This window comes from Metabacillus sp. KUDC1714, from assembly GCF_014217835.1.
Lineage (GTDB): Bacteria > Bacillota > Bacilli > Bacillales > Bacillaceae > Metabacillus > Metabacillus rhizosphaerae.
Window position 1 is genome coordinate 2,571,116 of sequence record NZ_CP055263.1, and the last position, 14,723, is coordinate 2,585,838.

Genomic DNA, 14,723 nt, shown 5'->3' on the forward strand with positions numbered 1-14,723 from the left:
AAGCATGTCTATATTAGGCATGCTTTTTACTATACTATGAATAATGTTAAAAAAAGGTCATGTAGTAGTGTTAAGAGAATACAAACAGATGGGAGGTTCCTTATGTTTAAAACGAGTATCCGAAATAAGCTTATTGTTCTTTTATTACTCATAACAATCGTTCCATTTGGAACCTCGATTGTTATTACTTATTTATATACGAAAGAGTCATTGAAGGACGAGTTCGTACAGGAAAATGTGAATCTATTATACCAAGGAAAATTAAACTTAGAAGGGTATGTTGGAGAATTAAAGAACTTAACATTATCGTTTTATAATAATATTGACTTTATGAATTATTTACGAAATCCAAGTCAAGATGATGATGATTATTTAGCTAAAGAAAGTGTTAAAAATGTCATTTTAACGATTCTTTATGCAGAAAAAAATATCAATCGAGTCAATATTGCTGTTGAGGAAGACAATCAAAATGTCTCTGTTTCAAAAACGTCGGGTGTAGTGTTCTCACCAGTAGTAAAGAATCTTTATAAAGAAAGCTATGAGAAAGCAATGAATAATTCCAATTTTATTTATATTGAACCTATGCACGTCCTTCAAAAGGATAGTGCTGTTAAAGATAAAAGGGAGAAAAAAGAAGTAATTCGATTACATCGAGCGTTAATTGACATTCCTTCAAATAAATTGCTGGGCTATATTTCATTAGATATTGCACCTGATCAAATTATTGATATAAGTGAAAAATTATATGTAAAAGACAAAGAAGAATTTTATATACTAAGTCCAGAAGGAGAACTTATTTTTCGTTCAAATAGTGAAGTATCTGAAACTGAAGAATGGGTAACTAGTGTATTAAAGTCTACAGAAACCAGCGGAACAATGGAATGGGAAAAGGATTCATTTCGTGGATTGATGATGTATGATAAACTTTCTGAATCAGCAGGTGGATGGATACTAGTGAAACGTATTCCTTATACATCTGTATTTGAAAGTGCATTAAGTGTAGCTAAAATTAACATCATGTTTGGTGTTATTGGTTTATGCCTTGTGATTATGGCAACGTTTCTTGTTTCCTTTAAAATCACATCACCAATTCGTGTGCTACTGCAAAATATTAAAAAGGTTGAAGAAGGTAATATGAATGTTTATTTCGATTCATTAGGAAATGATGAAATAGGTATTTTAGGGGAGCGTTTCATTCAAATGATTGGAAAGATTAATCATCTCATTAATCGGGAATATAAACTTGAGCTTGAGAATAAGACAAATCAATTAAAGGTTCTACAGTCACAGCTCAACCCGCATTTCTTATATAATTCTCTCCAATCTATTGGTACTTTGGCCTTGAAGAACAATGTACCGCAAGTGTATACACTTGTAACACATCTATCTAAAATAATGAGATACGGAATGAATATCGATGAAGATTTGGTACCTTTAACAAAGGAAATAGATTTTACTAAGGCATTTTTATTACTACAGAAAGAAAGATTTGGAGACCAATTTGAGTATTCATTACAGTTTGATAAGGAAGTATTAACAATAGAAGTTCCAAAAATGATCCTTCAGCCAATCATTGAAAACTATTTTAAACATGGTTTTAATAGTAGTGATGAATCGATCGGCCAGTTAATGATAATGGGAAGGAAAGAAAGTAATCAGCTTGTCATCACTATTCATGATAATGGAAAAGGAATAAGTGAAAATCGACTTAATGAAATTTATCAGTCATTTGACAAAGAGAAACAAAAAATTGATACCGATGGAACGAATATAGGATTAAGAAACGTTTATTTTCGTTTAAAGTTGTATTTTGATGGAAGAGCAAATTTTCACATTCAAAATCATCAGGATGGAGGACTTCTTGTTATACTAAGGCTGCCGATAGAAACAGGGGGTGGGATGGTTGAAGGCAATTATTATAGATGATGAGAAACATGTAAGAGATGGTTTATTGTTATTAGGAGAATGGGACCGCTTTGGTATTCATGAAATATTTGAGGCGAAAGATGGAGAAGAAGCGAAAACACTGATCCTAGAGCAGCGACCTGAAATCATTTTTACTGATATGAATATGCCTAAATTAGATGGGATTCAGCTGTTAAAATGGCTGCATGACAAGGAAATAAATAGCAAAACTATTGTGGTAAGCGGGTATGATGATTTTCACTATATGAGAAACGCGATTACTTATGGAAGCTTTGACTATATTTTAAAACCGATTGAACCAGATGTTTTAAATGAGACATTAGAAAGGGCTACAAAGGAATGGAAGAAGCAAGCTTTAATGAGGGAGTCTACCCTAGAAAATACACGAGTGATGAATGAAATTAAACCGTTATATTGGGATCATTTATTCACAGGTATTATGAACAAACCAACAATTCCTTCTGATGCGAAAGAGAAGATTCAAAAAGAATTTGGAATAAATATTACAGAGGTCCAATGCACAATTACATTACTATCGATTAACTCGATTATTTCAAGGTATTTCGAGGGAGATAAAGATTTAGCGTTTTTTTCGACGCTAAACATATGTAATGAAATAGTCTGGTCAAATCGTAATGGCTTTTGTTTTAGAAATGTCAACAAGGAAGATGAGATTGTAATACTCTTGTGGACTCATAAAAATCAATTCGATTTACTTGAAAAAGTTCAAATATCTATTTCTAAATACTGTTATATAAAACTGACAATGGCTGTCGGTAAACCTTCACAGCAGTTACATGAAACCTATCAATCTGCACTGCAAACAATGCTTAAGTATAATATCGTAGAAGCGAATAAAAAGAAGATTGTTTCTTATCAAGACATCTCTTCAAGTCCCTTGCTTCATATTTTAGATTATACTCAGGAGATTATGTGGGCATTGCAAAGTGGGAGTATTGAGCAAATGGATGATGTGCTAAATCGGATCTTTCATTCACTTCAATCAACCCATATTCTATCATTTGAACAAATACAAGTATGGGAAAATCAGTTTGAACTTTTAAGGAAGAATTGGCTAAAGGAATATAATATTAACGAGCAGATATCCCAATATAATGGCAAGGATTATTGGAAAGATGATGGCTCTTTTTCATATGAGAAATTTAAAGAAGAGAAGAGAAAAGAATTTCATGAATTAATTCATTCTTTATATAAAGTAAAATACCAAAAGGAAAAGAATAGTATACAAGAAATTGAATCATTTTTAAGAAATAACTATGAAAGAGATATTCCACTACAGGAAATTGCTGATCGCTTTTATTTAAGTCGAGAGTATATTTCTAGAAAATTTAAAGCGGAATACAACGAAACAATTACAAATTACTTAACGAATATTCGGATTGAAAAAGCGAAGGAGCTTTTAGAAAACCCTCATTTGAAAATATATGAAATTTCATTTAAAGTTGGCTATCAAAATGAAAAGTATTTTAGTAAAGTGTTTAAAAAGGCAGTAGGCCTTACACCGAATGAATACCGAGTATCAATGATGTCTAAGTAGGCAGTGTTAATTTAATATAAGCTGTCTCGCTAATATTTGTTACTATTTACCAAGTAGTGCGGTGTGGTTGATTTCCGCTACAGTCAACCTCAAACAGTTGTTGTTTTTAAAGCAACAATCTCTTAGAAAAGAGCCTTAATAAAATAGTGTTTTTGAAATGAAATGGTGCAACTCTAGCTTTAGAGTTGCTCCATTGTTTTTATTCTTCTTATAAATATGATGCAATTAAATCAGCTTTACCTTTAAGGCTAAATTCACCAAACTCATTTGGTAACAAGAAATGATCACCTTTTCTAAAGCTATATGTTTTACCTTTGTGAACTAATTCCCCCTCACCATCAATAACACTAACTAAAGTGAATGGTTTCTCTTGTGTTAGAGTGGCAGTATCTGAAAGGCTCCATTTTTGAACAGTAAAATAAGGACATTCTACATATGTTGTTATTTCCACACCATCAATTTGTTTTGTTTCTGGTGAAACTTCCGTATGTGAAGATGGTGTTTCGGTTACTTCAATGCTTTTTTCGATATGTAGCTCACGAAGATTTCCTTCAGCGTCTTTACGGTTAAAATCAAAAACACGATACGTTGTATCAGAGTTTTGCTGTGTTTCTAGAATAATCGTTCCAGCTCCTATTGCGTGAATTGTGCCACTTGGGACGAAGAAGAAGTCGCCAGGCTTGATTTTTACTCTTCGTAAAAGTTGATCCCATTCACCTTTTTCAATCATACTAATTAATTCTTCTTTTGTTTGTGCGTGATGACCATAAATAATTTCAGCGCCTTCTTCACAATCAATAATATACCAGCATTCTGTTTTCCCTAGTTCGCCATTTTCGTGGATTCTAGCATATTCGTCATTAGGATGAACTTGAACGGACAGATCTTGGTTAGCATCAAGGATTTTCGTTAATAGCGGGAAGCGATCACCAGCAATATTTCCAAATAGATCGCGGTGTTTCTCCCAAAGTTCTCCTAAGGTTACACCTTCATATTGACCGTTCTTTACAACACTTTGTCCATTAGGATGTGCAGAAAAAGCCCAGCATTCACCTGTAGTTTCAGAGGGGATATTATAATGAAAGGATGTAAGTTGTGTTCCACCCCATATTCTATCTTTAAAAATTGGCTTAAAAAAAAGTGGTTCATTTCTCAAGACGTTTATTCCTCCTTATTCATTTTACCTAGTCTATTTTATGATAAAACTATCAAAATGCATAATCTTTTTAGTTCTTTACCTTAGTAGATTGTAAAAGAATTTAAAAAAACATCTTGATTAATGGTTGTACAGGTTATATACTAGGTAAGTAACTTTTCCGACTTTCATCGACAACGTTCGACAAATTTATATTAGAATAATGTTGATTATTGTTGAGAAACTTGTTATAATTTAAAACATGTTCTTGCGGGTGTAGTTTAGTGGTAAAACCTCAGCCTTCCAAGCTGATGATGAGGGTTCGATTCCCTTCACCCGCTCCATACATAATAATCGTGTGCAACGCAGTGTTTCGTTTCTTAGATAAACGATGCATTGCGTTTTTTAGTGCAGTAAAATGATAAGTAGGATGCTTTTAAGCACCCACTTAAATGACGTTAACCTCAGCTGTACCACCATGTATTTGTGTGAACATATTTGATAATGCTTGTAATAAAGTTAATGCCTCATCCTTTTGAAGTGAAGGCTGAAAATAGATAAGATGAAGTGCTTGAGTTGTGTCTGATGTAACAACTGATCGTTTTGAATCAACATAAGGACTTCCGAAAGCTCCGTGTTGATCAGCGGATACTAGCTTCTTTGTTAAAGACACCTCACGCTCATTAATCGCAATATACGAGTCCTGTTCGGTACCTATTTTAATTACAACATCACCATCGAGATTACTAACATCATAAATACCTAAAGGAATTTTATATTGAAGAGATAAAAAGTTATTCATATCAACTGCTGAGTTTACTGTATGTAAATATTGTTGTTTTTGTACACGACGATATAATGCCTCATTAGATGGGCGGTAACGGTTTGGATCTGTACCAATTGTTTTAAATAATTTTCTCCATTCATTTATTGCTGGGATATCAGAGACTTTTTGATCTGCATAATCAAAGTATAAGGATTCTTGAAACAATCGTAATCGACCCATAAGCATTTGAGGAGAGTCGGAAACCTGTATATCTTGATATTGAACGACTCCGATTTTAAATTCTGGTATTAATTGCTTTAATTCATCACTAATTAGAATTTCCAATATTTTAACCTCCACAATGGTAGTGCTGTTATTTTACCATAGTGAGAGGGTTGAAACGTTAGATCTGCTTGATAAAACAAGAAGGGAGGGAAAGCTATGAATACTGAGCAGTTAAAAAAAGAAGTCATTGAATATAGTAAAGAGATTGGTATAGATAAAATTGGATTTACTAGTGCAACTATGTTTGAAGAACTAAAACAACGGCTCATGACACAGCAGGAGTTAGGTTATCAATCTGGATTTGAGGAGTCAGACATCGAGAAACGGGTCACACCTGTAAAGCTTTTACCGAAGGCAAGTTCAATTATATCAATCGCTCTAGCCTACCCTTCTAAGTTGAAAAATGCTCCTAAAAGTACAAGAGAGGATAGACGGGGAATTTTTTGTCGTGCTTCATGGGGACAGGATTATCATACTGTATTACGTGATAGACTTAGTAAATTAGAGAACTTTTTAAGAGAAAAGGTACCTAATATTCAAATTAAATCGATGGTAGATACAGGTGAACTTTCAGATAGAGCTGTTGCAGAACGTGCAGGAATTGGCTGGAGTGGCAAAAACTGCTCCATAATAACTCCTGAATTTGGTTCTTATGTTTATTTAGGAGAAATGATAACGAATTTTCCTTTCCCTCCTGACAAGCCGATGGAGGATCAATGTGGAAGCTGTACAAAATGCTTAGATGTTTGCCCAACTGGTGCACTTGTTCAGGGGGGGCAGCTTGATTCGTCAAAATGTATTGCATTTTTAACCCAAACAAAAGGGTTTTTACCTGACGAATATCGCTCAAAAATAGGAAACCGTATTTATGGTTGTGATACATGTCAAACGGTTTGTCCGGTTAATAAGGGGAAGGACTTTCATTTACACGAAGAAATGGAGCCAGATCCAGAAATCGCCAAGCCAAAATTAAAACCACTGCTCAAAATTAGTAATCGGGATTTTAAAGAGAAATATGGTCATATTTCTGGATCGTGGAGAGGGAAAAAGCCATTGCAACGGAATGCGATCTTAGCCCTAGCACATTTTAAGGATACAACTGCACTTCCAGACTTAATCGACTTGATGCACAATGATTCAAGACCCGTAATTCGTGGGACTGCTGCATGGGCAATTGGGAAAATCGCTAATAATATAGATGTTGCAAAAGAACTGCATAAGGCTTACATGACTGAGAAGGATGAAGAAGTGAAGGAAGAGATTAGCAAGGGATTAGCTTTTATTGAGAAAAAATGAGCCCAATTAAATTAAAGGAAGAGATCAATCTTTATTGCAGGAGTTGTTTACAATAATTAGCTTTAAAATATAAAGGCTCAGGTCTACAGAAATAGTGTACCTGAGCCTTTATAAATGTTTATGATTTCGATTCCTTTAATAAATCTCTAATTTCTTTTAGGAGCTCTTCTTTAGTATCTACTGGTGGAACTGCAGCTTCTTCCTTCTTTTTAAATCGATTAAAGAAACGAACGACCAAAAAGATTGAAAAGGCAATGATGAAAAAGTCAATAACTGATTGAATAAACGCTCCATATTTAACTACTGAGTAAGATAGATGGCTAAAATTGATCCCTCCCATAAGCAGTCCAATAATTGGCGTAATAATATCATTTACAAGGGAAGTAACAATTTTACCGAAAGCAGCTCCAATGACAACTGCAACAGCTAAATCTAATACATTTCCTTTTAAAGCAAATTTTTTAAATTCTTGAAACATCTAAGTTCACCTCTAGTATTTAGTAATCCTTAGTATAGTTGTAAAAAAGGGTGAGGACAACCAGACCAATGTTCTATATCCTTTCCTAAATTAATAATGTCTAAAAATATTTTATCGGACATTTCTATTCATCATTTACATACCTTGTAGTAAATATAGGATGGTGGTGAGGACGTTGAAACAAATGCTTTCAGAATTAAATGAACTGAAGCTTCAGATGCTGATTAATAAAAAGATACGAAATACTGATCGAAATGATCATGAATTTCAGGCGATTGAACGAAAGCTTCTTTCAAGTGAAAATAGGAAAACAGAAGTTGTAAAAGGAAGTGCTCACGTAAGAATTGCCAAGGTGGAAGAACAATCCCAGGATCTAAAGGACGCATTGTATATATGTCACTTCAAATGGTTAAATAAACAACAAGATTCTTTTTATTTAGAGGAACGAATCGAGCAGCGTATGGCTCGTTTTTATCGAGATGAATTAGTTGAAGACCGAATTATTGATAATCATGTTAATGAGGTTGAATGTAACATTCAAATTGATGAACCACGAAGCAAGGATTCTTTTATTTATGATCGGCTTGCAGCAGTTCAATATGCAGAGAGATGGTGGAATAGTACCAATTCAATCTATAAAAATTTTGAAGTGAATTGTACGAACTTTATTTCTCAATGTCTCCATGCAGGTGGTGCTTCAATGCGAGGGTATCCAAATCCTTCTTCGGGATGGTGGATGCAAAGTAACAAATGGAGTTATAGTTGGTCTGTAGCAAATGCAATGAGAAATTTTTTCATCCATTCAAAGGCTGGGTTAAGGGCAGAAGTGGTCGATTCTGCTGAACAATTAATGCCAGGTGATGTTATATGTTATGATTTTCAAGGAGATGGTCGTTACGATCACACAACATTTGTTGTAGCAAAGGATCAGGAGAATATGCCGCTTGTGAATGCGCAAACTTATAATAGTCGCATGCGTTATTGGTCATATGAAGATTCTACTGCATATACACCAAATATAAAGTACACATTTTTTCGAATCATTGATGATACGAGTTCGAAATAACAATGGTATAATATTGTAGTAAAAACGGGCGCTTGCGCTTTTCTAATACTATCAGAATTTTTATGTTTTGTACTTAATGTCGGTGTCTAGCTCCAGCGCCTAGCGACTAGTGAACTTCACCCTCCTCCTTACGATAAGTCAACATCGAATCGCTATCGCTCTTCGTGTTTCCTTTACCGCACCTTAACGGGCAGTAAAATTATAACTGCCCGTAAAGGTCCGATAAGTCTCACTATCCATCAGATAACCCACTGATGGAAGTCTCGCTTTATCTCATACGGAGTGCTCCAGTTCATACGTCGCTAAACAAGGCGCTTGCGCTTTTCTAAAAAATAGTTGAGGTGAAAAATTTGGCTTTACACGTAGTATTATATCAACCAGAAATTCCTGCAAATACAGGAAATATTGCGCGTTCTTGTGCAGCAACAAACACAACTCTTCATTTGATCCGTCCATTAGGTTTCTCTACGGATGATAAAATGTTAAAACGAGCAGGATTAGATTATTGGGAATATGTAAATGTCGTTTATCATGATTCATTGGACGAATTATTTGAAACTTACGCAGATGGAGAATTTTTCTACTTAACGAAATTTGGCCAACAGCCACATACAACATTTGATTATAGTAATGTAGAAAAGGATTATTTCTTCGTGTTTGGAAGAGAGACAACAGGACTACCTAAGGATTTAATTGAGGCAAATATGGATAGATGCTTACGTCTGCCAATGACAGAGCATGTCCGCTCATTGAATCTATCCAATACAGCAGCAATATTAATTTATGAAGCATTAAGACAACAAGAATATCCTGGATTAAAATAAAAAATAGCCCCTTGTACACTAGGTACTTGGGGCTATTTTTTATTTTTTTACGCCTGGCTTGCTATCATATCCTGCAGTGAAAATAGCTGTTAAAAACGCTAAGCTAACGCCAATAACTAATAAAAAGTTCATTGATGTACCTCCTAAGAATCGTTCAATACTTCTAGTTCAGAAGAATGAAGAGTATATGTGTAGAGTACCCTTACATAGCTAGTTTCATTATAACTCATTCGATTTGTGATGTGAATGTGTAACAACTTTTTTCGAAAAAAATATCTATCATGTCGTAGGTTGTAGGAAGCTTTTTAACATCTTAGATGAATGTTAAAGGACATCCTCGCATAAAGTGTATTAATCTGCACGAGTTTTTTACAACTACGACCAATGATGGGGGAGGTCCTTAATGGATATTTTAAAGAAAATTGAAAAGTACAGGGAAGATGAGCAGCGTTTAAAGTGGGAAGGAACCTTCGTAGAGTATTTGGACATTGTTAAGGAAAAGCCTTGGGTTGCACAATCAGCTCATTCCAGGGTTTACAATATGATTAGAGATGCTGGAATTGAAGAAGTCGAAGGTAAGAGAACATATAAGTTCTTTGATCACCAGCTGTATGGGTTAGAAAATGCATTAGAACGATTAGTCGAGGAGTATTTCCATCCTGCGGCAAAAAGGTTAGATGTTAGAAAGCGTATTTTACTATTAATGGGTCCTGTAAGTGGTGGTAAGTCAACACTTGTTACCATGCTCAAAAGGGGATTAGAAAAATACTCGTTATCAGATAGAGGCGCTGTTTATGCGATTAAAGGCTGTCCAATGCATGAAGATCCTTTGCACCTGATACCACATCATTTACGTGAAGACTTTTATGATGAATATGGGATTCGAATTGAAGGGAATCTTTCACCATTAAATGTGATGCGTTTAGAAGAAGAATATGGCGGAAGAATTGAAGATGTCAGGGTTGAACGTGTATTTCTTTCCGAAGACAAACGTGCAGGGATTGGAACATTTAGTCCATCAGATCCAAAGTCTCAAGATATTGCTGACTTAACAGGAAGCATTGACTTTTCAACGATAGCAGAATATGGATCAGAGTCAGACCCACGTGCATATCGTTTTGATGGTGAGTTAAACAAAGCGAACCGAGGTATGATGGAGTTCCAGGAGATGCTTAAATGTGATGAGAAATTTCTCTGGCATTTGCTTTCATTAACTCAAGAAGGTAATTTCAAGGCAGGTCGTTTTGCATTAATCTCTGCAGATGAATTAATCGTAGCACATACAAATGAAACGGAATATCGTTCATTTATTTCAAATAAAAAGAATGAAGCCCTTCATTCTCGGATTATCGTCATGCCTGTTCCGTATAATTTAAAAGTGACTGAGGAAGAGCGCATTTATGAAAAGATGATAAACGAAAGTGATGTATCAGATGTTCATATTGCACCACACACGTTAAAAGTAGCGGCCATGTTTACGATCTTAACACGTTTGAAAGATCCGAAGCGTGGAGATATTGATCTCGTTAAGAAAATGAGATTATATGATGGAGAGAGCGTCGAAGGTTTTAATTCTGTTGATCTCGTAGAACTTCAAAAAGAATACAATGATGAAGGTATGTCAGGCATTGATCCACGTTATGTCATTAACCGTATTTCATCAACAATTATTCGTAAGGAAGTCCCTTCTATTAATGCACTTGATGTATTACGTGCACTTAAAGAAGGCCTTGATCAACATGCATCAATCTCAAATGAGGATCGTGAGAAATACTTAAACTTCATTTCGGTTGCACGTAAGCTATATGACGATATGGCGAAAAAAGAAGTACAAAAAGCTTTTGTCTACTCTTATGAAGAATCAGCAAAAACGCTTATGGATAACTACTTAGATAATGTGGAAGCTTATTGTAATAAAAACAAGCTTCGTGACCCATTAACTGGTGAAGAAATGAATCCAGACGAAAAACTAATGCGTTCAATTGAAGAACAAATAGGTATTTCCGAAAATGCGAAAAAAGCGTTCCGCGAAGAAATTCTTATTCGAATCTCAGCATATGCACGTAAAGGAAAGAGATTTGATTACAACTCACATGAGCGATTACGTGAAGCAATCCAGAAGAAGCTATTTGCTGACTTAAAAGATGTTGTTAAAATTACAACGTCTTCGAAGACACCTGATGAACAACAGCTTAAGAAAATCAATGAGGTTGTCGCACGTCTAATTGATGAGCATGGTTATAACTCAACCTCTGCTAATGATTTATTGCGTTATGTAGGAAGCTTATTAAATAGATAAAAAGGGAATGACTTGCTGACAATTTTACGATTGTCAGCTTTTTGTTCCTGTTAAAAGCAATGAAAGAACTCTTGAACATCGGTGGATGGGGACTTGTCTCATTTTAGATGATTCCATATTTATTTTCTAAATTATTTGTCAATAAATCGATTTCTTAGCATAGGATAGAGTAATCCAATGAAATACAAGACTGATTGGGTACGGAATTTATTCATCCACGTTAATGTATGCTAAAAATTCATGTTATGTGACACTTTTTTTAAAAAAATTATTGGAGGGGGAATTGTTTATATGTCAGGTAAAGAAGAACAAAATTTTGTTATTTCACAAGAAGATTGGACCCTCCATCGTAAAGGCCAGGATGATCAAACACGCCATCAAGAAAAAGTACAAGAAGCGATTCGCAACAACCTTCCAGATCTCATTACAGAAGAAAGTATTGTAATGTCTAATGGGAAGGATGTTGTGAAAATTCCTATTCGTTCACTGGACGAATATAAAATTCGTTATAACTATGATAAGAATAAGCATGTTGGCCAAGGAGATGGAGAAAGTCAAGTCGGCGATGTTGTAGCAAGAGATGGTTCACAGGCAGATGCGAAGGGGCCTGGAAAAGGTCAAGGAGCAGGAGATCAAGCAGGAGAAGATTATTATGAGGCTGAAGTATCTATTTTAGAGCTAGAAGCTGCACTCTTTAAAGAGTTAGAGCTTCCAAATTTAAAGCAAAAGGAACGCGACGATATTGTTATTGAAGATATTGAATTTAATGATATTAGACGTACAGGATTAATGGGTAATATTGATAAAAAACGAACAATGCTAGCAGCATATAAACGTAATGCAATGTCAGGAAAATCAAATTTCCATCCAATTTTTCCTGAGGATTTAAAATATAAAACTTGGAATGAGGTTGTTAAGCCTGAATCAAAGGCTGTCGTAATCGCCATGATGGACACTAGTGGATCAATGGGTCTCTGGGAAAAATATATGGCAAGAAGCTTTTTCTTCTGGATGACAAGATTCTTAAGAACAAAATATGAAAAAGTTGATATCGAGTTTATTGCTCATCACACTGAAGCTAAAGTTGTCACAGAGGAGGATTTCTTCTCAAAAGGTGAGAGTGGTGGAACAATCTGTTCATCTGCATACCGAAAAGCACTTGAGATTATAGAAGAAAAATATAACCCATCACGCTATAATATCTATCCATTCCATTTTTCAGACGGCGATAATTTAACTTCGGATAATGCGAGATGTGTGAAATTAGTCGGGGAACTTATAAAGGTTTCCAATATCTTTGGTTATGGTGAAGTTAATCAGTATAATCGCCACTCAACCTTAATGTCCGCATATAAAAATATCAATGATGAGAAGTTCCGCTACTACATCCTCAAGCAAAAAGCAGATGTTTTCCAAGCAATGAAAAGTTTCTTTAGAAAAGATGATGAGAATAAACTATATGCATAGTTAGAAAAGGCCCTGACTCATTTTATTTTGAGCAGGGCTTTATTTAATTTTTCGGAAATGATGTTGCAAGGGTTAAAAAGGACAAAAGTTTAATCATTGCCTTTCAAAGTAACTCAGAAATATCTTCCTTACAAAAAAGATGATTTTAGGGCATGATAATAAAAAATATTAGGAATAAATAACAAATTATTTTTCTTTATTAACTCCGGAGGTTGGTGTTTTTGGCAACAGAACTATTGATATTAGGAATCCTAATTATTTTAAATGCTTTTTTTGCAGCATCTGAAATCGCCTTGATCTCATTAAACGATAATAAAGTTAGGATAATGGCAGAAAACGGAGATAAAAAGGCGAAAATGCTTTATAGTCTCCTATCAGAACCAAGCCGTTTTTTAGCTACGATTCAAATTGGTATCACACTTGCCGGATTTTTGGCTAGTGCATTTGCAGCAGAAAGCTTTGCAGGAAGGTTAGCAAATACATTGTATGAAATGGGTGTTCCAATCTCTGAGGATTTATTAGGTACTATTTCAGTTATTGTGATTACACTAGTTTTGTCCTATTTTACTTTAGTATTAGGTGAGCTCGTACCTAAGCGACTGGCCTTACAAAAGGCAGAAGCAATCTCAATGTTTGCAGTAATGCCATTAACGATTTTATCTAAAGTATCATCACCATTTGTTAAGTTATTGACTTTATCAACAAACTTTATCGTACGTCTATTTGGTGTAGATCCAAATGCAGATGATGAAAATGTAACGGAAGAAGAAATACGGATGATGGTCGACGTTGGGAAAGAAAGAGGTACCATCCAAGAAACTGAAAAAATGATGATAAATAATATCTTTGAATTAGATAATAAAACAGTATCAGATATTATGACACATCGAACAAATATTATTGCTATTCCCTTTAATTATTCTCTTCTAGAGACTGTACGCTTAGTGAATATTGAAAAATACACAAGGTTTCCGGTCTATGAAGATAAAATCGATCATATTGTTGGGATATTACATGTTAAGGATTTAATTCAGTTTGTTGAAAATTGTGATGAACAAACTTATAACATTAAAGAATTACTCAGGGAACCCTATTTTGTTTTAGAATCAAAACGGATAGATGAACTGTTTAAAGAGATGCAAATGAATAATATTCATATGGCGATTGCTATTGATGAATATGGGGGCACAGATGGAGTCGTAACGATTGAAGATGTTATTGAAGAGATTGTCGGAAATATCTTTGATGAATATGATGATCGCGGCATAGATGAAGAAGAGATTATAGAGCTTGATGACAAGACCTATCTAATTCCTGGAATGACAAATCTTTATGTTGTGGAAGATTTATTAAATATCAATTTCCCAACGGAAGATTTTGATACATTAAGTGGATTTGTTATTGGACAGTTAGGATTTATCCCTAGCGAGAATGAAAAGCCTGAAGTCGAATTTGAAAACATATTATTTAAAGTCGAAAAAATGGATGATAAACGAATCATGCTTTTGAGAGTTTCAGAATTAGAAAAAGGTGAAATAGAAGAAATTGAATAAATTAATATGCCTGAAACCAACTTCTGATAAATGGAGTTGGTTTTAAGCATTTTTATAGTAAAAATCTTAA

The 14,723-nt window shown here is 34.5% G+C and carries 11 protein-coding genes and 1 tRNA gene; 9 read left to right on the plus strand and 3 right to left on the minus strand.

The genetic code is table 11. From position 1 onward, the window contains the following. The first annotated feature begins 102 nt into the window (after positions 1-102). Positions 103-1,926 (plus strand): sensor histidine kinase, encoded by a 1,824-nt coding sequence (locus HUW50_RS12240; RefSeq protein WP_185653950.1) that lies wholly within the window; start codon positions 103-105, stop codon positions 1,924-1,926. After that, positions 1,904-3,484 carry a response regulator transcription factor gene (locus HUW50_RS12245; RefSeq protein ID WP_185653951.1) on the plus strand — a complete coding sequence of 527 codons (1,581 nt, stop codon included), beginning with the start codon at positions 1,904-1,906 and terminating at the stop codon, positions 3,482-3,484. Before HUW50_RS12240 ends, HUW50_RS12245 begins: the two co-directional genes overlap by 23 nt. Before the next feature lie 208 nt (positions 3,485-3,692). Here the strand turns inward: HUW50_RS12245 and manA are convergent, their stop codons facing one another. After that, positions 3,693-4,640 (minus strand): mannose-6-phosphate isomerase, class I, encoded by a 948-nt coding sequence (gene manA, locus HUW50_RS12250; protein WP_185653952.1) that lies wholly within the window; start codon positions 4,638-4,640, stop codon positions 3,693-3,695. 249 nt (positions 4,641-4,889) lie between these two features. On the opposite strand from manA, the gene HUW50_RS12255 reads away from it, so the two are divergent. Next, positions 4,890-4,963: transfer RNA gene (locus HUW50_RS12255), tRNA-Gly, on the plus strand. A gap of 104 nt (positions 4,964-5,067) precedes the next feature. Here HUW50_RS12255 and HUW50_RS12260 read toward each other — a convergent pair. Then, entirely contained in the window at positions 5,068-5,730 is a 663-nt protein-coding gene (locus HUW50_RS12260) for a B3/B4 domain-containing protein (protein WP_066337273.1), read from the minus strand. Positions 5,731-5,826: 96 nt separating this feature from the next. On the opposite strand from HUW50_RS12260, the gene queG reads away from it, so the two are divergent. Next, positions 5,827-6,966: a tRNA epoxyqueuosine(34) reductase QueG gene (gene queG / locus HUW50_RS12265; RefSeq protein WP_066337269.1), complete on the plus strand. Its 1,140-nt coding sequence runs from the start codon at positions 5,827-5,829 to the stop codon at positions 6,964-6,966. A 118-nt stretch (positions 6,967-7,084) separates the two neighbouring features. Here queG and mscL read toward each other — a convergent pair whose 3' ends face one another. Next, entirely contained in the window at positions 7,085-7,444 is a 360-nt protein-coding gene (gene mscL / locus HUW50_RS12270; RefSeq protein WP_066337267.1) for a large-conductance mechanosensitive channel protein MscL, read from the minus strand. 184 nt (positions 7,445-7,628) lie between these two features. Here mscL and HUW50_RS12275 point away from each other — a divergent pair, with 184 nt between their 5' ends. The 5 genes from HUW50_RS12275 (at position 7,629) to HUW50_RS12295 (ending at position 14,653) form a co-directional block, all read left to right on the plus strand. Next, the gene (locus HUW50_RS12275; RefSeq protein ID WP_260445706.1) at positions 7,629-8,510 is read left to right on the plus strand and encodes an amidase domain-containing protein; all 882 of its coding nucleotides are present in this window, start codon (positions 7,629-7,631) and stop codon (positions 8,508-8,510) included. Between the two features lie 341 nt (positions 8,511-8,851). After that, positions 8,852-9,334 (plus strand): tRNA (uridine(34)/cytosine(34)/5-carboxymethylaminomethyluridine(34)-2'-O)-methyltransferase TrmL, encoded by a 483-nt coding sequence (gene trmL / locus HUW50_RS12280; RefSeq protein WP_157094468.1) that lies wholly within the window; start codon positions 8,852-8,854, stop codon positions 9,332-9,334. Between the two features lie 403 nt (positions 9,335-9,737). Then, positions 9,738-11,633, plus strand: a complete 1,896-nt coding sequence (locus tag HUW50_RS12285) for a PrkA family serine protein kinase (RefSeq protein ID WP_066337259.1) — start codon at positions 9,738-9,740, stop codon at positions 11,631-11,633. A 291-nt stretch (positions 11,634-11,924) separates the two neighbouring features. Then, a complete protein-coding gene (yhbH, locus tag HUW50_RS12290) occupies positions 11,925-13,100 on the plus strand; it encodes a sporulation protein YhbH (RefSeq protein ID WP_066337258.1) in 1,176 nt (391 codons plus the stop codon). Positions 13,101-13,321: 221 nt separating this feature from the next. Further along, positions 13,322-14,653: a hemolysin family protein gene (locus HUW50_RS12295; protein ID WP_066337256.1), complete on the plus strand. Its 1,332-nt coding sequence runs from the start codon at positions 13,322-13,324 to the stop codon at positions 14,651-14,653. The last annotated feature ends 70 nt before the right edge of the window (positions 14,654-14,723 follow it).

Excerpts from the sequence above, each read along its gene's own strand:
- HUW50_RS12240 (WP_185653950.1), top strand. The coding sequence starts at position 103 with ATGTTTAAAACGAGTATCCGAAATAAGCTTATTGTTCTTTTATTACTC.
- queG (WP_066337269.1), top strand. The coding sequence starts at position 5,827 with ATGAATACTGAGCAGTTAAAAAAAGAAGTCATTGAATATAGTAAAGAG.
- mscL (WP_066337267.1), bottom strand. The coding sequence starts at position 7,444 with ATGTTTCAAGAATTTAAAAAATTTGCTTTAAAAGGAAATGTATTAGAT.
- HUW50_RS12275 (WP_260445706.1), top strand. The coding sequence starts at position 7,629 with ATGCTTTCAGAATTAAATGAACTGAAGCTTCAGATGCTGATTAATAAA.
- HUW50_RS12285 (WP_066337259.1), top strand. The coding sequence starts at position 9,738 with ATGGATATTTTAAAGAAAATTGAAAAGTACAGGGAAGATGAGCAGCGT.
- yhbH (WP_066337258.1), top strand. The coding sequence starts at position 11,925 with ATGTCAGGTAAAGAAGAACAAAATTTTGTTATTTCACAAGAAGATTGG.